The sequence below is a fragment of the Halorubrum sp. genome (assembly GCF_046498025.1).
In the GTDB taxonomy this organism is placed as follows: Archaea; Halobacteriota; Halobacteria; order Halobacteriales; family Haloferacaceae; genus Halorubrum.
This window is the reverse complement of record NZ_JAWOBM010000038.1, coordinates 33,664-52,641: the sequence shown is the minus strand read 5'-3', so window position 1 is coordinate 52,641 and position 18,978 is coordinate 33,664. Positions and strand designations below refer to the sequence as shown.

At 70.4% G+C, this 18,978-nt stretch carries 16 protein-coding genes; 6 read left to right on the top strand and 10 right to left on the bottom strand.

All coding sequences use genetic code 11. The annotated features are described in order from the left end of the window. The coding region (locus R6U01_RS08135; RefSeq protein ID WP_410285961.1) for a deoxyhypusine synthase family protein at positions 1–236 on the top strand (236 nt) is incomplete at its 5' end. A 533-nt stretch (positions 237–769) separates the two neighbouring features. Here R6U01_RS08135 and R6U01_RS08130 read toward each other — a convergent pair. Both R6U01_RS08130 and larE read right to left on the bottom strand, forming a co-directional pair. Then, on the bottom strand, positions 770–973 hold the full coding sequence (locus R6U01_RS08130) for a hypothetical protein (RefSeq protein ID WP_410285960.1): 204 nt from the start codon (positions 971–973) through the stop codon (positions 770–772). Between the two features lie 102 nt (positions 974–1,075). Next, a complete protein-coding gene (gene larE / locus R6U01_RS08125; protein ID WP_410285959.1) occupies positions 1,076–2,038 on the bottom strand; it encodes an ATP-dependent sacrificial sulfur transferase LarE in 963 nt (320 codons plus the stop codon). A gap of 126 nt (positions 2,039–2,164) precedes the next feature. On the opposite strand from larE, the gene R6U01_RS08120 reads away from it, so the two are divergent. Further along, on the top strand, positions 2,165–4,174 hold the full coding sequence (locus R6U01_RS08120) for a MutS-related protein (RefSeq protein ID WP_410285958.1): 2,010 nt from the start codon (positions 2,165–2,167) through the stop codon (positions 4,172–4,174). A gap of 34 nt (positions 4,175–4,208) precedes the next feature. Here the strand turns inward: R6U01_RS08120 and R6U01_RS08115 are convergent, their stop codons facing one another. From R6U01_RS08115 to R6U01_RS08100, 4 genes are all read right to left on the bottom strand, one after another. Next, on the bottom strand, positions 4,209–4,589 hold the full coding sequence (locus tag R6U01_RS08115) for a RidA family protein (RefSeq protein WP_410285957.1): 381 nt from the start codon (positions 4,587–4,589) through the stop codon (positions 4,209–4,211). A gap of 101 nt (positions 4,590–4,690) precedes the next feature. Then, positions 4,691–5,950 (bottom strand): magnesium transporter, encoded by a 1,260-nt coding sequence (locus tag R6U01_RS08110; protein WP_410285956.1) that lies wholly within the window; start codon positions 5,948–5,950, stop codon positions 4,691–4,693. A gap of 106 nt (positions 5,951–6,056) precedes the next feature. Further along, positions 6,057–9,008 carry an excinuclease ABC subunit UvrA gene (gene uvrA, locus R6U01_RS08105; protein WP_410285955.1) on the bottom strand — a complete coding sequence of 984 codons (2,952 nt, stop codon included), beginning with the start codon at positions 9,006–9,008 and terminating at the stop codon, positions 6,057–6,059. A gap of 143 nt (positions 9,009–9,151) precedes the next feature. Further along, positions 9,152–11,383: a twin-arginine translocase subunit TatC gene (locus R6U01_RS08100; RefSeq protein ID WP_410285954.1), complete on the bottom strand. Its 2,232-nt coding sequence runs from the start codon at positions 11,381–11,383 to the stop codon at positions 9,152–9,154. 122 nt (positions 11,384–11,505) lie between these two features. Here R6U01_RS08100 and R6U01_RS08095 point away from each other — a divergent pair, with 122 nt between their 5' ends. From R6U01_RS08095 to R6U01_RS08085, 3 genes are all read left to right on the top strand, one after another. After that, the gene (locus R6U01_RS08095) at positions 11,506–12,774 is read left to right on the top strand and encodes a twin-arginine translocase subunit TatC (RefSeq protein WP_410285953.1); all 1,269 of its coding nucleotides are present in this window, start codon (positions 11,506–11,508) and stop codon (positions 12,772–12,774) included. 648 nt (positions 12,775–13,422) lie between these two features. Further along, positions 13,423–15,690, top strand: a complete 2,268-nt coding sequence (locus tag R6U01_RS08090; RefSeq protein ID WP_410285952.1) for an AAA family ATPase — start codon at positions 13,423–13,425, stop codon at positions 15,688–15,690. A 3-nt stretch (positions 15,691–15,693) separates the two neighbouring features. Continuing rightward, the gene (locus tag R6U01_RS08085; RefSeq protein WP_410285951.1) at positions 15,694–16,626 is read left to right on the top strand and encodes a hypothetical protein; all 933 of its coding nucleotides are present in this window, start codon (positions 15,694–15,696) and stop codon (positions 16,624–16,626) included. Positions 16,627–16,666: 40 nt separating this feature from the next. Here the strand turns inward: R6U01_RS08085 and R6U01_RS08080 are convergent, their stop codons facing one another. Beyond that, positions 16,667–17,149 carry a CopG family ribbon-helix-helix protein gene (locus R6U01_RS08080; protein ID WP_410285950.1) on the bottom strand — a complete coding sequence of 161 codons (483 nt, stop codon included), beginning with the start codon at positions 17,147–17,149 and terminating at the stop codon, positions 16,667–16,669. Positions 17,150–17,174: 25 nt separating this feature from the next. Continuing rightward, the gene (locus R6U01_RS08075) at positions 17,175–17,486 is read right to left on the bottom strand and encodes a PadR family transcriptional regulator (protein ID WP_410285949.1); all 312 of its coding nucleotides are present in this window, start codon (positions 17,484–17,486) and stop codon (positions 17,175–17,177) included. A gap of 230 nt (positions 17,487–17,716) precedes the next feature. Between R6U01_RS08075 and R6U01_RS08070 the strand changes: the two genes are divergently transcribed. Beyond that, complete coding sequence (locus R6U01_RS08070; protein WP_410285948.1) at positions 17,717–17,845, top strand: hypothetical protein; 129 nt, start codon at positions 17,717–17,719, stop codon at positions 17,843–17,845. 14 nt (positions 17,846–17,859) lie between these two features. On the opposite strand, the gene R6U01_RS08065 is transcribed toward R6U01_RS08070, so the two are convergent. Both R6U01_RS08065 and lwrS read right to left on the bottom strand, forming a co-directional pair. Further along, positions 17,860–18,513: an HAD family hydrolase gene (locus R6U01_RS08065; protein WP_410285947.1), complete on the bottom strand. Its 654-nt coding sequence runs from the start codon at positions 18,511–18,513 to the stop codon at positions 17,860–17,862. 138 nt (positions 18,514–18,651) lie between these two features. Continuing rightward, positions 18,652–18,972, bottom strand: coding sequence for an LWR-salt protein (gene lwrS, locus R6U01_RS08060; RefSeq protein ID WP_410285946.1), 321 nt, complete (start codon positions 18,970–18,972; stop codon positions 18,652–18,654). Positions 18,973–18,978 lie beyond the last annotated feature (6 nt).

Here is an 18,978-nt window from a genome sequence, read left to right as displayed (position 1 = left end):
GCGGCGTCCCGAAGAACTTCACGCTCCAGACGATGCTCGTCACGCCGCGGGCGTACGACTACGCGGTCCAGATCACGATGGACCCGGAGGCGACCGGCGGGCTCTCCGGCGCGACCCTCGAGGAGGCTCGGTCGTGGGGGAAACTGGAGAAGGACGCGCGTAACGCTTCCGTCTACGGCGACGCGACCGTGATGCTGCCGATGCTGATCGCCGCGGCCCGTGAGCGCGTGGAATAGGGTCCCGAGTGCGGTCCCGATCGCGCCATCATTTATAAATCGATCTGCGGTGGCGTCGCCGGCGCGTAGCGCCGGCTGCTAGCGAGAGCTTCGCTCTCGCCCCGCGTGCTTCCGAGCGGTCGCCCTCGGCGACCGCGAGGAGCGCGCGCGAGGGACGCGGCGAACGCGAGCGGCGAAGCCGCGAGCCGTGAGCCGCGAGGCTGGGGAGGCGTGAGGCTGCAGTTGCGGTGGGGGTGGGACTCAAAGGGGCAGCCGCGAGGGCGAAGCACGGCGCAGTAAGCACCGCAGCGAGGGAGCGACAGCGACCGAGTGAGGAGCTCAACAAGCCGCGCGAGTAGCGAGGGCGACCGAAGGGAGCCCTCGACTGGCGAGCGGCCGGTAGGCCGCGAGCCCCTCGCGGCTGGGGCTTTGGAGGTGTTCACCGTCGATCCACAAGTAACGATTTATAAGCGAGCGGCTGGGGCTTTGGAGGAATCTCTCGCCGCCATCCGATCAACTACTTATAAAGAAGCGCCCGAAACGCCGCGATCCTCCTATTCGCCGTCGGCGCTCGCGAAGAACTCCACGTCGCCGGCGATCACCGCGCTCGCGACGACCGCCCCGCCGACCAGCAGCGCGACGACGAGCGTCGTCAGCGTCGCGGTGAGCGCGCTCCCGCCGACCGCGACGCCGACGAACGCGCCCACTGAGCCGCCCACGCCGCCGGCGATGACCGCGAGCGTCTGTGCCTCGCCCATAGCTGTCGATTTCCCAACAGGGCTAATAAGCGTTCGCGTCGGGCTCTCACGGGTGATAACGGGGGATGCGACCCCAGACGGCCACCGCTCGCTCCCCGGCGCTCAGCGCGGATAGCGTCGCCCGAGGTCGACGCCGTTGGCGGTGCGGTCGTCGCCGTCGGCTCCCGCCCCGTCCTCGCTCTGGTCGCCGTCGGCTCCCGCCCCGTCCTCATCCTCGTCACCGCCCGGACTCACGCTCCCGGTCCGGTAGCCGGCCATGTCGAGGGTGACGTAGTCGAATCCGAGGTCGGAGAGGTGCTCGTGGACGGCGTCGGCGAACGCCGGGTCGAGCGCGCGCTCCAGCTCGTCCGGGGCGATCTCGACGCGCGCGAGCCCGTCGTGGTCGCGAACGCGAAACCCCTCGAATCCCCACTCGCGGAGCACCCGCTCGGCCTTCTCCACGCGGGTCAGCCGCTCCTCCGTCACTTCGAGTCCGGTCGGGATCCGCGAGGAGAGACACGCCATCGACGGCTTGTCGGCGACCGAGAGGTCGTACGCCTCGGCGATCGCCCGCACCTCCCCCTTCGAAATGCCGGCGTCCAGAAGCGGCGAGACCACGTCCAGCTCCTCGACCGCACGGAGGCCGGGGCGGTGCCCCTCGCCGGGGTCGTCGGCGTTCGTCCCGTCGCAGACGGTGTCGATCCCCAGGTCCTTGGCCGTCTCGTACATCCGCCCGAGCCGCATGGTCCGGCAGTGGTAACACCGGTCGCCGTCGTTGGCGACGAAGTTCGGATCGTCGAGCTCGGAGAACGTCACGGTCTCGTGACGGATCCCGATCTCGCCCGCGACCCGTTTCGCGTCGTCGAGCTCCGCGGCCGGCAGCGTCTCGCTCCGCGCCGTGCACGCGACCGCGTCGTCGCCGAGGGCGTCGCGCGCGAGCGCGGCGACGACCGCGGAGTCGACGCCGCCCGAGAAGGCGACGAGGACGCCGTCGCGCTCGGCGAGGTCGTCGCGGGCGGTCGCCGCCTTCGCCGCCGTCTCCGGGTCGAGGGCGTCCCGATCGGCGGCGAGGGTGTGGTGGCTCATGGCCCCGCGTTCGCGGGCGGCGGGAAAAAGCGCGTCGGCCGCGGCGAGCGCGCGGCGGATGGGGACGCGCCTCGGCTCGGTCTTGACCCCCATCCTTTTGCGCGTTGCCGCGATAGCGGCGAGTAGATGGAGCTGGAGGCGATTCCCGGCGTCGGGGCGAAGACGGCCGCCGCGCTGCGCGAGCTCGACGACCCGGCCGGGACCGTCGAGTCCGGCGACGTCGCCGCGATCGCCCGCGCGCCCGGGGTCAACGAGGCCCGCGCGGCCCGCATCGCCCGCGGCGCGATCCGCCGGCGACACGGCGACGACGGTCGGGTGCTGGCGACCGACCGCGCCCGCGAGGTGTACCGCTCCGCGATCGACCTGCTGCGCGAGCGCACCGTCACCGACTACGCCGCCAAGCGGCTGGAGACCTTCTATCCGAGCGCCTCCGCCTCGCGGATCGCGGAGGCGCAGTCGTTCGTCGAGTCGGCGATCGAGCGCGACCCGGACCCCGCGGTCCGCGAGGCGCTCGCCGGCGTCGAGCCCCTGACCGACCCGCCGACGGTCCGGGTGCGCGACCGCTGTCTCGCGACCGCCGACGCCGAGACCCTCGCTCGCGCGGAGTCGGCCGTCCCGGAGCTCTCCGTCGAGACCGTCGAGGACGCCCGCGACGTCTCCGAGCTCGCCCGGTCGTACGCGACCGTGATCGTCCTCGACGAGGAGTTCGCCGGACTCGACGTCGAGGGCGACGTCCACGTTCGCCCGGACGCGCTCGGTGCGCCCGCGGAGACCGTGCCCGAGCGGCTGCTCGCCTTCTTCGCCGCGAACCGCGAGCGGCTGGAGGCGGCCGCGGCGGTCCACGAGGCGGCCGAGGCGGCGGGCGACCCCGTCGCCGGCGGCGATCCCGCGGCCGACCCCGACCGCCTCCGCGACGCCCTCGCGCGGCTCGACGACGACGGGACGATCGTCGGCGACGAGGAGCTGGCGCGGCTGACCGCCGCCGTCGACGACCTCGACGCCGCGGTGTCGACCGCTGAGTCGATCGCCGACGACCGTCTGAGGGAGGCGATCCGCGAGCGCGACGTGACCATCGAGGGGACCGACTTCCTCTCGCTGGTCGAGCAGGGCGCCCGCGTCGACTCGCTTCTGGACCGGGAGCTCGCCGACGAGTACGACGAGGCGATGGCCCGCGCCCGCGAGCACCTCGCCGACGCGCTCCGCCTGGAGCCGGAGGAGGCGGAGCTCGCCGACCGCGTCTTCGGCGACGACCCCTCGTTTCCGGTCGACCACGACGAGACCGCCGTCTCCCGGCTCCGCACCGAGCTGGCCGCCGCGCGGGACCGGCGCGCCGCGCGGCTGAAGGCCGAGCTCGCGAGCGACTTCGGCGACCTCCGCGAACCGGTGGAGGCGCTCGTCCGGGACGCACTCGAGCTCGACGTGGCGCTCGCGATCGCCCGGTTCGCCCGCGACTTCGAGTGCGTCGTGCCCGAGGTTGTCGGGCCCGAATCGTCCGATCCGGGCTTCCGCATCGAGGGCGGCCGCTCCCCGCTCCTCGACGTCGACTTCGCCGACGCCGAGCCGATCGACTACGCCGTGTCGGGCGCGACGCTCCTCTCCGGCGTCAACTCCGGCGGGAAGACCTCTACCCTCGACCTCGTCGCGCTCGTCGTCGTGCTCGCGCAGATGGGGATGCCGGTCCCCGCCGAGTCGGCGACGGTCGAGCGCTTCGAGGAGGTGCACTACTACGCGAAGTCGCAGGGCACCCTCGACGCGGGCGCGTTCGAGGCGACCCTGCGGGACTTCGGCGACCTCGTCGAGGGCGCCGACGGCCGGCTCGTCCTCGTCGACGAGCTGGAGTCGATCACGGAGCCCGGCGCCTCCGCGAAGATCATCGCGGGCATCCTCGAGGCGCTCTCGGCGCAGGACGCCACCGCCGTCTTCGTCTCGCACCTCGCCCGGGAGATCCGCGACGCGGCCGACTTCGACGTCGCCGTCGACGGGATCGAGGCGGCCGGACTGGTCGACGGCGAACTCCGGGTGAACCGCTCTCCGAAGAAGGGCCACCTCGCGCGGTCGACGCCGGAGCTCATCGTCGAGAAGCTCGCGGGCGACCGCGACACCGAGTTCTACGGGGACTTACTGGAGAAGTTCTGAGCGAAGGCGGCCCGCTCCGACGGGTCGCTCGACCTCAGTCGTCGCCCAGTTCCGCCGTGACCGTGATCTCTACGTCGAGCGGCGCGGGCAGTCGGGACACCTCGACGCAGGTCCGCGCCGGGTACGGCTCCGAGAGGAACGACCGGTACGCCTCGTTCACCGCGTCGTAGTCGTCCATGTCGGTGAGGTAGACGGTCGCCGACACGATTCGGTCCGGGGTCGTCCCGGCCGCCTCCAGCATCGCGGCCACGTTCGCGAGCGTCTGCGTCGTCTGCTCCGCCACGGACTCGGGCGCCTCGCCGGTGTCGGGATCCACGCCCGTCTTCCCCGAGACGTGGACCGTGTCGCCCGAGACGATCCCCTGGGAGTACGGCCCGAGGGCCTCCGGCACGTCGTCGGTCGTGATCTCGTGCATCGGTCGGAGCGACGGCGCGTCACCGCATCAAGGTGCGGGTCGCGGGGCCCGCCGACCGGGTTCCCCCGATCGGCCGCGGCGGGGCGCTCCACCGAGACCGCTCAGATCAACACCGCTCGGGCCAGTCCGAGGAACACGAGGAACCCCAGCACGTCGGTCGCCGTGGTGATGAAGATGGTCGCCGACGTCGCCGGGTCGATCCCGAGCCTGTCGAGCGTCAGAGGCATGAGCGCGCCGAAGAACCCCGCGATGACGAGGTTCGCGACCATTGAGACGCCGATGACGGCGCCGAGCAGGACCCCGAACTCGCCGTACGAGAACGCGGTCGCGATGACCGCCACGAGCGCGCCGGTGATGAGACCGTTCACCGCCCCGGCGACGGCCTCGTTCGCGATGACGCGCTTGCCGGTCGCCAGCGACACCTGTCCGAGCGAGATGCCGCGGACGGTGACCGCCATCGACTGCGTGCCCGCGTTTCCGCCCATCCCGGCGACCACCGGCATGTAGGCGGCGAGGATCGCGACGGCGGCGATCGTCGACTCGAACAGGCCGACCACCGCCGCGGCCACGAACGCGGTCCCGAGGTTGAGGACGAGCCACCTGTAGCGCCGGCGGATCTTCACGGCGGGGCCGTCGAGGACGCTCTCCTCCTCGGCGACGCCCGTGAACTCGTACAGCCGCTCGCCGGTGGCCTCGCCGATCAGCCCCAGGAGGTCGCTCGCGTAGATCACGCCGAGGACGTCGTCGTCCTCGTCGAGCACCGCGACGGTCCGCTCGCTGTTCCGACGGAACACCGCCAACACCTCCTCGTCGTCGCGGTCGTACCGGACCGAGGGCGTCTCCCGCACGTAGTCGGTGATCGCGTCCGTCTCCGGATCGGCGGTCGAGAGCGCCGCACCGGGCAGCTCGCCGAGGAGGACGTCGTTTTCGGTGACGAAAATCGTCGGCGTCCGCCCGGTCCGCTCCTCGAAGCGTCGGACACGTTCCGTCACCGCCTCGAACGACCGATCGGCGTCCACGGTGACGTAGTCCAGATTCATCACGCCGGCCGCGCTCTCGGGGTCGAACGACAGCAGGAAATCGACCTTTTCCCGGCGAGCGGAATCGAGCGTGTCGAGCAGGGTCTCGCGGGTCGACTCGTCGACGTAGCCGAGCACGTCGGTGATCTCGTCGGGGTCGAGGCGGTCGAGGAACGCCTCCAGCTCCGCCCGGCTCATGTCGGTCGCGACCGCGGCCCTGACGTCGGTCGTGAGCGCGAAGAAGGCGTCGCGCCACTCCCGCTCCGGCAGCGAGGTGAACCGCTCTCCGGGCCGCGGCGACATGGCGATCGTCGCCTGCGGATCCGACGTCTGGCTGCTCATGTACGAAAGGGACAGGAATCACACAAAACGGTACCGGGAGCCTCTGGGCGGTCGGCGTCCGTTCGCCCGTCGGCCGCCGCGTGCGGGCTCCGTTCCGCGCTCCCGCTCAGTCGTCGTCCGCCGCCGCGGGCTTCCGGCGGTCGTCGCGCGGGCCCGCGATGTCGACGTCGGGGAGCAGGTCGCGCAGGTACCGCCCGGTGTGGGACGCCTCCTCGCGGGCCACCGCCTCCGGGGTCCCGCTGGCGACGAGCTCGCCGCCGCCCTCGCCGCCCTCGGGACCGAGGTCGACGATGCGGTCGGCGTTCTTCACGAGGTCGAGCTCGTGCTCGATGACGACCACCGTGTTGCCCCCGTCGACGAGGCGGTGGAGCACGTCGATCAGCTTGCGCTCGTCCTCCTTGTGGAGCCCCGTCGTCGGCTCGTCGAGCAGATAGAGGGTGTCGCCCGTCGCCTTCTTGCCGAGCTCCTCGGCGAGCTTCACGCGCTGGGCCTCGCCGCCGGAGAGCGTGGTGGAGGGCTGACCGAGCTCCATGTAGCCGAGCCCGACGTCCTTCAGGAGCTTCAGGCGACGCTGGAGCCCCTGGTGGCTCTCGAAGAAGTCGTACGCCTCGTCGACGCTCATGTCGAGCACGTCCGAGATGGTCGCGCCCTTGTACGTGACGTCGAGCGTCTCGTCGTTGTACCGCGCCCCGCCGCACTGCTCGCAGGGGACGTACACGTCCGAGAGGAAGTTCATCTCGATCTTGACGGTCCCCTGGCCGCCGCACTCCTCGCAGCGCCCGCCCTTCACGTTGAACGAGAAGCGGCCCTTCTCGTAGCCGCGACGCTTCGCGAGCTTGGTCTCCGCGAACAGCTCGCGGACGTAGTCGAACACGTCGGTGTACGTCGCCGGGTTCGAGCGAGGCGTCCGGCCGATGGGCGACTGGTCGATGAGCCGCACCGTCTCGATCCCCTCGATCCCCTCGATCGCGTCGTGGTCGCCGGGATCGACCGAGGTGTTGTCGTTCATCTCGCGGGCGAGGCCCTTATAAAGAACGTCGTGAACCAGCGTCGACTTCCCGGAGCCGGAGACGCCGGTGACGGTCGTCAGCGTGCCGAGCGGGATCGACACGTCGAGGTCCTTGAGGTTGTGCTGGCGGGCGCCGCGCACCGTCAGCTCGCCGTCCGGTTCGCGGCGCTTCTCGGGGACCGGGATCTCCTTCCGTCCCGAGAGGTAGTCGGCGGTGACCGACTCGTCGGCCGCGACGATGTCGTCGAAGTCGCCCTGCGCGACCACCTCACCGCCGCGCTTGCCGGGGCCGGGTCCCATGTCGATGATCTCGTCGGCGCGGCGCATCGTCTCCTCGTCGTGCTCGACGACGACGAGGGTGTTCCCGAGGTCCCGCAGCCCGGTGAGCGTGTCGAGCAGGCGGTCGTTGTCGCGCTGGTGGAGGCCGATCGACGGCTCGTCTAAGACGTAGAGCACGCCGACGAGCCCGGAGCCGACTTGCGTCGCGAGCCGGATGCGCTGGCTCTCGCCGCCGGAGAGCGTCGACGCCTCGCGGTCGAGCGTGAGGTACTCTAAGCCGACCTCCTCCATGAAGCCGAGCCGCGCGCGGATCTCTTTTAAAATCTCCGTCGCGATGGTGGTCTCGCGCTCGCCGAGCCGCTCCTCCATCCCCTCGAAGTGCGCGCGGGCGTCGGCGATCGACATCCGGTTCACCTCGGTGATCGGCGTGCCGTCGACGAGGACGTGTCGCGACTGCTCCTTCAGGCGGGTGCCCTCGCAGTCCGGGCACGTCGTCACGGCCATGAACTCCTCGATGTGGTCTCGAGCGCGCGAGGAGTCGGTCTCGACGTGGCGGCGCTCCAGGTTGGGGATGACGCCCTCGAAGCGCTCCGTCTTCTCGCGGGTGCCGTTCTTCGTGGTCCACTCGAAGTGGACCAGGTCGTCGGTGCCGTAGAGGAACTGCCGACGGATCGACTCGTCCAGCTCCTCGAACGGCGTCTCCAGCGAGACGCCGAAGTGCTCGGCGACGTTGTCGAGCTGGCGGGAGTAGTAGGTGCGGTCGTAGCTCCACGGCTCGAAGACGTGTTTCAGGGGCCTCGAGGGGTCCTCGATCACGAGCCCCTCGTCGACCTCCTTGGTGGAGCCGATCCCCTCGCACTCGGGGCAGGCGCCGTACGGGCTGTTGAAGGAGAACGAGCGCGTCTCGATCTCGGAGAACTGGAAGTCGGAGTTGGGGTTGCCGAGCTCCTCGGAGAACTCGACGACCAGCCGGTCGTCGCCGTCGGCGTCCGCCGCGAGCGACCCGGTCGAGCGGGTGTTGGAGGCGAAGGGAACGTCCTCGGGCGGGTCGGGGACGATCAGCTTGAGCGCGCCGCCGGCCTCCTCCAGGGCGGTCTCGACGGAGTCGGTGATCCGCGATCGGGCGTCGGGCGAGACGGTCACGCGGTCGACGATCACGTCGATCGTGTGGTCGTAGTTCTGGTCGAGCTCCGGGTCGTCGAGCGTCAGGTCGACCGGCTCGCCGTCGACCTCGACGCGGGCGTACCCGTCGCTCGCGAGTTCCTCGAACAGCTCTTCGAACGCGCCCTTCTGGTCGCGGACGACCGGCGCGGCGACCTTCGCGCGGGTCCCCTCGGGGAGCTCGAGGATCTGTTTCACCATGTCTTGTGCGGACTGCTCGCCGACTTCCTCGCCGGTGACGGGGTCGTACTGGGTGCCGATCCGAGCGTACAACAGCCGGAGGTAGTCGTGCAGTTCGGTGACGGTTCCCACGGTCGAACGGGGGTTGTTCGCGGCGTTCTTCTGGTCGATGGAGATCGCGGGCGAGAGCCCTTCGACGGCCTCTACCTGGGGTTTATCCATCTGTCCGAGGAAGTTGCGGGCGTACGCCGACAGCGACTCGATGTACCGACGCTGCCCCTCCGCGTAGACGGTGTCGAACGCGAGCGACGACTTCCCCGACCCGGAGAGCCCGGTGACGACGGTGAACTCCTCGCGCGGGATCCGGACGTCGAGGTCCTTGAGGTTGTGTTCCTCGGCGCCGCGGACCTCGATGTAGTCCTTGCTCATTTCGTTCCGTTCTTGCGGGCGCGCGCGGGAATACTCGTCGGTCTCGGTGTTCTCACGCCTCGTCGGTCTCGGTGCGCTCACGCGCAGCGGCGGCGTCGTCAGGGGCGAGCGATCAATGAGTGTGTCCCTCCGGGGTGCGCCGGTCAGCGCTCGACGACTCTCGAGGGCGGCGAGAGGTTCCGACGCCCGCCGAACGTGACGAGGAACAGGAGGCCGACGCCGACGCCGTACGCCGCCATCAGCGGGAGCGTCGCGAGGAACATCGTGATCACGTCCGCCGGGGTGAACACCGCCGCGAACAGCATGATCCCGACCGTGACCTCGCGCCAGCGGTTCCGGAACACGTCGTACGGGACGCCGGCGTTGTTCAGGAGGAGCATGAGGATCGGGATGTCGGCGAGGAAGCCGATCCCGATCGTCGTGTACACCACGAGCCAGAGGAAGTCGCTCACCTGGTAGGTGATGATCATGTCTGCGAGCCGCGCGTCCGTCACGAGCCAGCCGATGAGCCCCGGCGCGATGTAGGCGTACCCGAGCGCGAAGCCGCCGAGCAGCCCGCCGAGCAGCGCGCCCGCCCAGAGGTAGACCTTCCAGATCCGTCCGGCGACGAAGCCGCGCTCGCGCAGGGCCGGCCACGCGTAGTAGAGCGCGACCGGAAACACGGCGACGAGCCCGAGCAGGATCGAGAACTTCACCATGAAGATAAGCGCCTCGACCGGGTGGAGCGTGATGATGTTGATCCCGCCCTCTATCTCCGCCGGAACGCGCTGTTCGAGGTCGTTGCGCACCGTCGCCAGCCCGCCGAGATACAGCCACGTGAACGCGGCCGCCATCACGCTACCGAAGACGGCGACGAGCCGGAACGACCGCGACCGCAGCGAGTCGAAGATGAACTTGAGGTCCGTGTAGTAGCCGCCGATGTCGTCTTCGGCCTCCTCCTCCTCGCCGTCGGTGAGCTCGGAGAGGAACGTCGAACTCGCGCGGGAGGTGCGGTCCTGCATCGTTCCGACCAGCCCGTCTTGACCGCCGGACCCGCCCGATCCGCCGGCGCCGCTCGCGTCGCCCGCTCCCCCATCGTCGCTTCCGGCGTCCGTCTCCTCGCCTCCGGACACCTCGTCGAAGCGGTCGAGGATCGCCTGCGCCTTCTGCGGGTCGTCGTCGTCGAGCGCGGCCTGCGCGAGCGCGAGCGACTCCGCTTCGTCCATCTCCGCGAAGGCGGCGGCGGGGGCGGCCCGGACGCCGGCCTCGTCGAGCTCGCTCACGTCGATCGCGGTGGGGTCGCCGTACTGGTGCCCCGCGCTCGTCGTGTCGAGGTCGGCGTAGACGGCCCACAGCGTCGCGACGAGGACGAACACGAACGCCCACACGGCGGCGTACACGCCGGCGGCGGTGGTGGGGTCGACGCCGAGTCCCGCACCCGGTTCGAGGAACCGCCAGTCGCTGCCGGCCGTTCGGAGGAGATCGTTGAACGCGGTCCAGACGCCGTACTCGTAGAAGGCGTACGCGAGCCCGCCGCCGAGGACGGCCGCGCCGCCGACGACGTTCCAGTGGTTTCGGACCGCGCCGCGCACGTCGATGCGGTCGGAGCTCCGCTGGGCCGTCACGACGAGCTTCGCGAGGTAGAGGCTGAAGCCGTACAGGGCGATCAGCGGGAACGCCCACATCAGCTGCGTGAACGGGTCCGGCGGCGAGAACACCGCGCCGAAGACGAAGATGGCGACGACCGCGTAGCGCCACTTGTCGCGGAACGTCTCGTACTGGACGATCCCGGAGTACGAGAGGCCGGTGATCAGGAGCGGCATCTGACCAGCGAGCCCGAACGACAGCGAGAGGAAGACGATGAACTCCGTCCACATCACGATCGAGTACGTGGGCTGGATCCCGGCCTCGAGCCCGAAGCCGGCCAGGAAGGAGAACATGATCGGGAAGAACGCGTAGATCCCGTAGGCGACGCCGACACTGAACAGGCCCACGCCGAGGAGGCCGACCCCGGCGAGCTTCCAGCGCGGGACCGCTGAATGCGGCCACGCACCGCGCGCGCGGAGCTCGTCGCGGGAGACGTAGATGAGCGGCGGAATCGCGGTGATCGCGCCGACGATCAGCCCGATCTTCGCCTGCAGGAGGATCACCTCGAACGGGGTGGTCGCGATGACGTCGGCCTCGGCGGCGACCGCGGGGGACATGTTCGATTTGGTGACGTTATACAGGAACTCCCAGACGTACACGCGGAGCGCCCAGAACGTCGCGAGGAAGCCGAGCAGGAAGACGACGAACACCTTCTGGAGGTCCTTCTGAATCGACCGGAGGAACGCCTTCGCCGACTCGCGTCCCTCTGCGAGCGACTGCTGGGTATCCTCGTCGAGGGCACTCGCCATACGGGAGTGGAAGTCCGTCGCCGTTATCAACCTTTTCGACCCGCTCCGCGGGCTGCGGCCCCCGGTTCGCTCCGGCTCCATCCGAAAAGGCCTATAATCACCCGGTTGCGTAGGTGAAGTGAATGGACGACTCGGACCGGTCGCGCGACGAGCCATCGGCCCCCGAGGACGACTCGGTCGCCGACGACGCCGTCAGCGACGGCGACGGTACCGACGCGGCTCCAGACGACGGAAGCGACTCCGTCGAATCCGAGGCCTCCCAGGCGGTCACGCCCGAGATCGACGGCGTTTCTGACGACGATGGCGGCGACGCTTCTGGCGGTGAGGACGGCGACGCTTCTGGCGGTGAGGACGGCGACGCTTCTGGCGGTGAGGACGGCGACGCTTCTGGCGGTGAGGACGGCGACGCTTCTGGCGGTGAGGACGGCGACACTTCTGACGACGAAGCGACCAGCGATACGACTGATTCCGTCGACGAGGACGAGGCTGATTCCGTCGACGAGGACGAGGCTGATTCCGTCGACGAGGACGAGGCTGACGACGCGCCGACCGAGAGCCTCGGCGACGGCGGGACGCCCGCGACGGCCGAGGACGCGGCGGCCGCCGGTTCGGTCGAGGACGCGACGATCGCGGACGACGGGGCCGCCGACGATTCCTTCGAGGGATTGAAGGCGCCGGAATCGGACGAGGAGATGCCGCTCGCGGCCCACATCGAGGAGATGATGCGACGGCTCGCCGTCGTCTTCCTCGTCGGCGGGCTCGCGACGCTCGTCGTGGTGACCGAGTCGACGGAGCTGATAAACTACTTCTGGAGCTACCACATCCCCGCGCCGCTGGAGAACCGGCCGCGGCTGTACGGCCCCCTCGAACTCCCGCTCACGCGGCTGAAGGTCGCCGGGCTCGCGGGCGTCGTCGTCGGGCTGCCCGCCTTCGTCTACGAGACGTACCGGTTCATGAAGCCCGGCCTGTACGAGAACGAGCGCCGCTACTACCTCGCGGCGGTTCCCACCAGTCTGGTCCTCGGCGGGATCGGCATCGCGTTCGCCCACTTCCTCGTGTTGCCCGCGATCTTCTCGTATTTCACCACCTACACCTCCGACGCCGCGACCATCGCCTTCGGGCTCGCGGAGACGTTCAACCTCATCGTCATCATGCTCGCGTTCATGGCGATCGTCTTCCAGATCCCGCTTTTCATCATGCTCGCGATCATGATGAACCTCGTCACCCGGCAGTGGCTGGAGGCGAAGCGGCTGATCTTCTGGGGCGCGTTCCTCGGGATCGCGTTCCTGTTCAGCCCCGACCCGACCGGGATGGCGCCCATCATCGTGACGCTCACGATGATCGTCTTATACGAGGGGACGCTGGCGATACTGCGCTGGACCGGCAACTAGATCGCGCCGCTGACGTTTATATACGGTCGCAGCTCGGAAATTGGCGTTCACGAGGCCGCTTCGTAATCACTGCGTCCGTCGCGGTCGCTCGTTTATAAGTACCCAGCGGCGGATCGGGAGTGAACGCGGTCAAAGCCCCAGCCGCTTGAGTATACGTCTTCGGCTCCTCTCCGACGGCGAACACCTCCAACGCCCCAGCCGCGAGGACTCGCTCGACTCGTTGCGTTCCTCGGTCACTCGCGTCGCTCGCTCCCTGCGGTACTTACGTCGTCGTGCTTCGCCCTCGCGGCTGCCCCGTTGAATCCCACCCGACCGCACCGCCCCGCCCCTCACGCCTCCCCAGCCTCGCGGTTCGCGCTCTCCGAGCGCTCACCGCGTCCAGCGAGAATCGGAGATTCTCTGGCAGCCGGCGCTATGCGCCGGCGACAGCGAGGCGCGAAGCGCCTCTGGCAGTCGGGCGAAGCCCGACGACCTCGCACGCGCTGTTCGCGGCCCTTCGGGCCGCTCACAGGCGCGCGCCACCGCACTTTGATTTATAAACAATCGCCGCAACTCCCTCGCGGCTCTTTCCTGTACGTATCCACGGGCAGGAACCGGATCCCGCCTCCGCCGGACAAGGGTAAAGGGTCACCGGCGAGTACGAGACTTATGAACGACTCCGCAGGTCTCCGCCTGTCGGTGCGTGCCGCCGAGAAGCGGGACGCCGGCCGCGGGATCGCGAGGCTCCCCGAATCCGCCCGGAAGCGACTGGGCCTCCTCAGCGGCGACACCGTCGAGATCCGCGGCGACCGCGTCGCCGTCGCGAAGGTGTGGCCCGGCGGCGCCGACGCGCGGGAGGGCTCCGTCCTCATCGACGCGGACACGCGCGCGAACGCCGGCGTGAAGGTCGGCGACGCCGTCACCGTCGCGCCGGTCACCGTCGAGGACGCCGACCGCGTCGTGCTCGCCGCGCCCGCGCGCCTGGCCGACGTCGACGTGAGCCGCGACGTGGTCGAGCGCGCGCTCGGCCGCGACCTCCGCGACCGCCCCGTCACCGAGGGCGAGGCGGTCCACGTCGAGCGGCTCGGCGGGCTCCGGTTCGTCGTCGCCGAGACGACCCCGGCGGGCACGGTGCGCGTGACCAGCCGGACCGACGTCTCGGTGACCTACGGAAGCGGTGACGACACCGAGCGGGACGCGGAGACCGCCGCCGGGGGCGCCGAACGGGGGTCCCGCGACGCGTCCGGCGGGGGCGACCGCGTCGGCGACTCCCGAGACCGGACGACTCCTCCTCGCACCGACGCGCGCGCGACGGGCGGGGGGACCGCGCCCCCCGAGGAGCACACGGCGGGCGCGACCTACGAGGACATCGGGGGGCTAGACGAGGAGCTGGAGCTGGTGCGCGAGACCATCGAGCTCCCGCTCTCGGAGCCCGAGGTGTTCACCCGGCTCGGCATCGACCCGCCGAAGGGGGTCCTCCTGCACGGGCCGCCGGGCACCGGGAAGACGCTCATCGCCCGCGCCGTCGCCAACGAGGTCGACGCCGAGTTCATCACCGTCGACGGCCCGGAGATCATGTCGAAGTACAAGGGCGAGTCGGAGGAGCGCCTGCGTGACGTGTTCGACCGCGCGGGCGAGGCCGCGCCGGCCATCGTCTTCTTCGACGAGATCGACTCGATCGCGGGCAAGCGCGACGACGGCGGCGACGTGGAGAACCGCGTCGTGGGACAGCTGCTCTCGCTGATGGACGGGCTCGACGCCCGCGGCGACGTGATCGTCATCGGCGCGACGAACCGGGTCGACACGCTCGACCCCGCCCTCAGGCGCGGCGGTCGGTTCGACCGCGAGATCGAGATCGGCGTCCCCGGCGAGGCCGGCCGCCGCCAGATCCTCGACGTCCACACGCGGCGGATGCCGCTCGCCGACGACGTGGACTTAGACCGGATCGCGAGCCGGACGCACGGGTTCGTCGGCGCCGACATCGAGGGGCTCGCGCAGGAGGCGGCGATGACGGCGCTGCGGCGCGCCCGCGAGTCGGACGCGCGGGCGCTCGACGAGGTGACCGTCTCGAAGGCGGACTTCGAGGCCGCACACGCGAACGTTGAGCCGAGCGCGATGCGGGAGTACGTCGCCGAGCAGCCGACCACCGACTTCTCGGACGTCGGCGGGTTGCCGGAGGCCAAGGCGAAGCTGGAGCGCGCCGTCACGTGGCCGCTGACCTACGGGCCGCTCTTCGACGCCGCCGACGCCGACCCGCCGACGGGCGTGCTGCTGCACGGGCCGCCGGGCACCGGGAAGACGCTGCTCGCGCGGGGGATCGCCGGCGAGAGCGGCGTCAACTTCATTCAGGTCGCCGGGCCCGAGCTGCTCGACCGCTACGTCGGCGAGTCCGAGAAGGCGGTCCGGGACCTCTTCGACCGCGCGCGGCAGGCGGCGCCGGTGATCATCTTCTTCGACGAGATCGACGCCATCGCGGCCGACCGCGACAGCCCGGGCGGGGACGGCTCCGGCGTCGGCGAGCGGGTCGTCTCACAGCTCCTGACGGAGCTCGACCGCGCCAGCGACAACCCGAACCTCGTCGTGCTCGCGGCGACGAACCGGCGGAACGCGCTCGACCCCGCCCTGCTCCGACCGGGGCGGCTGGAGACCCACATCGAGGTGCCAGAGCCCGACCGCGAGGCGCGCCGGAAGATCTTCGACGTCCACACCCGCGCGAAGCCCCTCGTGGAGGGGGTCGACTTGGAGCACCTCGCCGACGAGACGGAGGGGTACTCCGGCGCGGAGATCGCCTCGCTGTGCCGGGAGGCCGCCCTCGTCGCCATCGAGCGCGTCGCCGACGAGCACGGCGCGGCCGCGAACGACCACGCCGACGAGATCGGGATCACGAGCGACGACTTCGCCGCCGCGCTGGAGACGGTGCGGCCGGCGACCCCGTGAGCGATGCGCGCCGAGGGGGACCGCAGCGACGGAAACCCGCCCACCCTCCGCGGGCTCGTGGCCAGCGTCGCCGCCGCGGTCCGGTCGCGCCCGCCGACAGACCTCTTCCTGATCGCCCTCCCGCTGCCGACGCTGCTCGTCGCCGTGAGCCTCACCCCGGGGACCGACGCCTGGCGGCTCTCGCTCGCGACAGGCGGCGTCTTCGAGAGCCGGTGGGCGCTGTGGACCGCGTTCGCGTCGTCCTTCGTCCACGCGAGCCCGGGTCACCTGTTCGATAACGTCGTCAACTACTGGCTGCTCGTCGCGGTCGCGTATCCCCTCTCCGTCGTCGCGGGCTGGCGCAGACGGCTGTTCGGGGCGGCGGTGATATACCTGGCGGTCGTCCCGCTCGCGTCGGCGTGGGCGACCATCGTCGCGCTCGGCGGCCTGACGAACGCGCCCACCGCCGGCTTCTCGGACGTCAACAGCGCGCTCCTCGGCTACCTGGTCGTCGTCTGGTTCGCCGCGCTGGCGACGGAGGCGGGCGACGGCGAGACGAACGCGACCGAGCGAGACCCGATCGGGCCCGCCCGCCCGGCCGTCGGCGTCGACGCCCGCTGGGCGGTCGTGGCCGCGCTCGGGTCGCTCGCGCTCGCGTACCTCGCGCCGAGCGGCGTGGGGTACTTCCCGTCGCTGCCGGCGGTCGGGTCCCTGTTCGCGCTCTGTGCGGCCCTCGTCGCCGCCTGGCTCTCCGTCGGCGTCGGCCGGCCGCGGGTGGTCGGGCTCGACCTCCCGCCGGAGCGAGAGCTCCTGTACGTCACCGGCGCGAGCGTCGCCGTCGCCGGGGTGATCGGCTCGCTGATGATCGTCCCGTTCGGCAGCAACGTCTTCGCGCACCTCGCCGGCTACGTCGTCGGGGTCGCGGTCCCGCTCGTCGGCGTCGTCCTCGACGGGTGAGGCGGGTCGGGCCGGCGGTCGACGACCGAGCGCGACACTCCTACTCCTCGACGTGACCGTGTTCGCCGTCGCCGTGTCCGTGCGCGTGCCCGCCCTCGACGGCGACCGCGCCGTCACCGAACTCGTCGACCGGAGTCACGCTGTAATCGACGGTGAGCGTGTCCTTCGTCGCCCGGATCTTCCCGACGAACGCCGAGATGTCCTCCAGCCGCCCTTCCAGGACGAACAGCTCCATGCAGTAGCGGGAGCCGACGTGGTTGTGGAAGTTGGAGGCGACGAGCCCCTCGTGTTCGTGGCGGAGCCGCATCATCCGCTCCTCGACGCTCGTGGTCTCGTAGTCGAACAGCACCGTCACCACCGCCATCAGCTCTCTGTCCTCCAGCGTGGCGTCCTCGAACTCGCCGAGGAGGTTCCGGGAGGCCTCGCGGACGACCTCGCTGCGCCCGGTGTAGCCGTGTTCGTCGGCGAACCCGTCGATCCGCTCCAGTAACTCCTCCGGCATCGAAACGCTGACAACGGTCATGTATTAACCCAGACGGTCGATGTTGTTAATCCTTGAGATTCGGGCGCTCGCGCGGCGTCGGACCGTCGACGAGTCCGGAGAGCCACTCGTAGTGGGCGAGGAGCGCGCGCTCCCCGGCCTCGGAGAGCGCGTACACGTCGGCGATCCCCTCCGTCCGTCGGTCGAGGAAGCCCGACTCCACCAGCGACCGGAGCGTCGCGTAGAACGAGCCGGGGTCGACGCGCTCGTCGTAGTGCGACTCCAGCCGGTTCTTCAGCGACTGCGCCCGCAGCTCGCCGGCGTCGTACAGCAGCGCGCACAGGTCGCGCCGACGCCCGCTGTGGAACCACTTCGTCATGGGTCGACTACCGCGCGCCGACTCACGACCGTTTCGGTCGCGGACGGACGGCCCGAGCGCGTCACCCGCGATCGGTCGAGAACACTGACCGTACACTCGACTGTACAGCTATATACAAAACTTCTACTCAGTAGAGGGGGGTGACTATTCGAAGTATATCAATATATTAGGCATATTAGTGTGTGTTCACGGAGGTTATTTATAAGAGAATACCACCACCGTGACACACGATGAACATCGACCGCCTGATCTGTCGCCACCAGTACGAACGCCGCGCGATAGTCATCGACCCCGACGAGGTCGTGGAGTCGTGTGCGAAGTGCGGCAAGGAACGAGTCCGACGGATCGCCGGCTCCTGAAACCGCGGAGCCGGTCACGTCGGCTCGACCAGCTCGTCGAGTCGACCCACGCGACGGTCGCCGAGCACGCACCGTCCGCGGTCCTCGTGGCCGACGCGCTCGACGTGGACGGCGTCGAGCCCGGCGTTCCACGCGGCGCTCACGTCGCTCTCGCCGTCGCCCGCGTAGTAGCCGCGGTCCGCGCGCGGGTCGACGCCGAGTTCGCGCATCGCCAGTTCGATCGGCGCGGGGTCGGGCTTCCAGCCCGTCTCGTCGGTACAGCAGACCACCGCGTCGAACCGGCCCGCTAAGTCGACCCGGTCCAGCACGGGCTCGGCGAGGAACCGCTGGCAGTGAGTGACGAGCCCCGTCGGCCCGCCCGCGTCGTCGACGCGGTCGAGCAGCCGGGCGGCGTCGTCGTGGAGGTACGTCGCCTCCGCGCGGGCCATCGGGTCCTCGACCGCGTGGAACGCCGGCCAGAAGGCGCTCGGGTCGACGCCGAGCTCGCGGAGGGTGTCGCCGCGCGGGCCGCCCAGCCCGTGCCAGAGGACGTACGACTCGCGGTCGGAGAAGCGCCGGCCGAGCCGGTCGCCGACGCGGTCGAACACCGTCCGGGTGTACGACCACTCCGCGTCGACGAGGGTGCCGTCGAGGTCGAAGAGGTGAAAGTCGTAGTCGGCGACGGCCATGGGCCCGTGCGTAGGCTCCCGGATAATAAGTGCGTTGCGGGCCCGTGGGGGACGGTCCCGCGGCACACGGACCGTCCGTCACCCGGCCCTTCACCCCTCGCGCACGTGGACTGACGACCCGAGGTACTTGTGAAGGACCTAGTCGACCGACTCGGCGTTGAACCGGTCGAGGTCCGCGGCGATCGCGGCCTCGAGCGCGTCGAGGTAGTCCCGGTCGGTCCGAAGCTCGCGGAAGGACGCCTCGGTGACCGCGACGCCGAGCCGGTCGCTCGCGAGGGACCGGAACGACGGCTCGTCGCCGATCTCGCCGCGCCAGAGCCGGTCGCGGAAGAACAGCCACCCGTCGTCGCCGGGCTCGATCGCGGGGATCTCCACGGTCGTCTCGAAGCGGTCGGGATCGGCCGTCGCGCCGTCGGGGTCGAGTCGGAACGCGACGGCGAACACGTAGGCGGCGTCCATCGGTCG

What these genes read in the sequence shown, in the direction of transcription:
- R6U01_RS08130 (WP_410285960.1), bottom strand. Translation starts at nt 973, where the DNA reads ATGGGCGAGGCACAGACGCTCGCGGTCATCGCCGGCGGCGTGGGCGGC.
- larE (WP_410285959.1), bottom strand. Translation starts at nt 2,038, where the DNA reads ATGAGCCACCACACCCTCGCCGCCGATCGGGACGCCCTCGACCCGGAG.
- R6U01_RS08120 (WP_410285958.1), top strand. Translation starts at nt 2,165, where the DNA reads ATGGAGCTGGAGGCGATTCCCGGCGTCGGGGCGAAGACGGCCGCCGCG.
- R6U01_RS08115 (WP_410285957.1), bottom strand. Translation starts at nt 4,589, where the DNA reads ATGCACGAGATCACGACCGACGACGTGCCGGAGGCCCTCGGGCCGTAC.
- R6U01_RS08110 (WP_410285956.1), bottom strand. Translation starts at nt 5,950, where the DNA reads ATGAGCAGCCAGACGTCGGATCCGCAGGCGACGATCGCCATGTCGCCG.
- uvrA (WP_410285955.1), bottom strand. Translation starts at nt 9,008, where the DNA reads ATGAGCAAGGACTACATCGAGGTCCGCGGCGCCGAGGAACACAACCTC.
- R6U01_RS08100 (WP_410285954.1), bottom strand. Translation starts at nt 11,383, where the DNA reads ATGGCGAGTGCCCTCGACGAGGATACCCAGCAGTCGCTCGCAGAGGGA.
- R6U01_RS08095 (WP_410285953.1), top strand. Translation starts at nt 11,506, where the DNA reads ATGGACGACTCGGACCGGTCGCGCGACGAGCCATCGGCCCCCGAGGAC.
- R6U01_RS08090 (WP_410285952.1), top strand. Translation starts at nt 13,423, where the DNA reads ATGAACGACTCCGCAGGTCTCCGCCTGTCGGTGCGTGCCGCCGAGAAG.
- R6U01_RS08085 (WP_410285951.1), top strand. Translation starts at nt 15,694, where the DNA reads ATGCGCGCCGAGGGGGACCGCAGCGACGGAAACCCGCCCACCCTCCGC.
- R6U01_RS08080 (WP_410285950.1), bottom strand. Translation starts at nt 17,149, where the DNA reads ATGACCGTTGTCAGCGTTTCGATGCCGGAGGAGTTACTGGAGCGGATC.
- R6U01_RS08075 (WP_410285949.1), bottom strand. Translation starts at nt 17,486, where the DNA reads ATGACGAAGTGGTTCCACAGCGGGCGTCGGCGCGACCTGTGCGCGCTG.
- R6U01_RS08070 (WP_410285948.1), top strand. Translation starts at nt 17,717, where the DNA reads ATGAACATCGACCGCCTGATCTGTCGCCACCAGTACGAACGCCGCGCG.
- R6U01_RS08065 (WP_410285947.1), bottom strand. Translation starts at nt 18,513, where the DNA reads ATGGCCGTCGCCGACTACGACTTTCACCTCTTCGACCTCGACGGCACC.
- lwrS (WP_410285946.1), bottom strand. Translation starts at nt 18,972, where the DNA reads ATGGACGCCGCCTACGTGTTCGCCGTCGCGTTCCGACTCGACCCCGAC.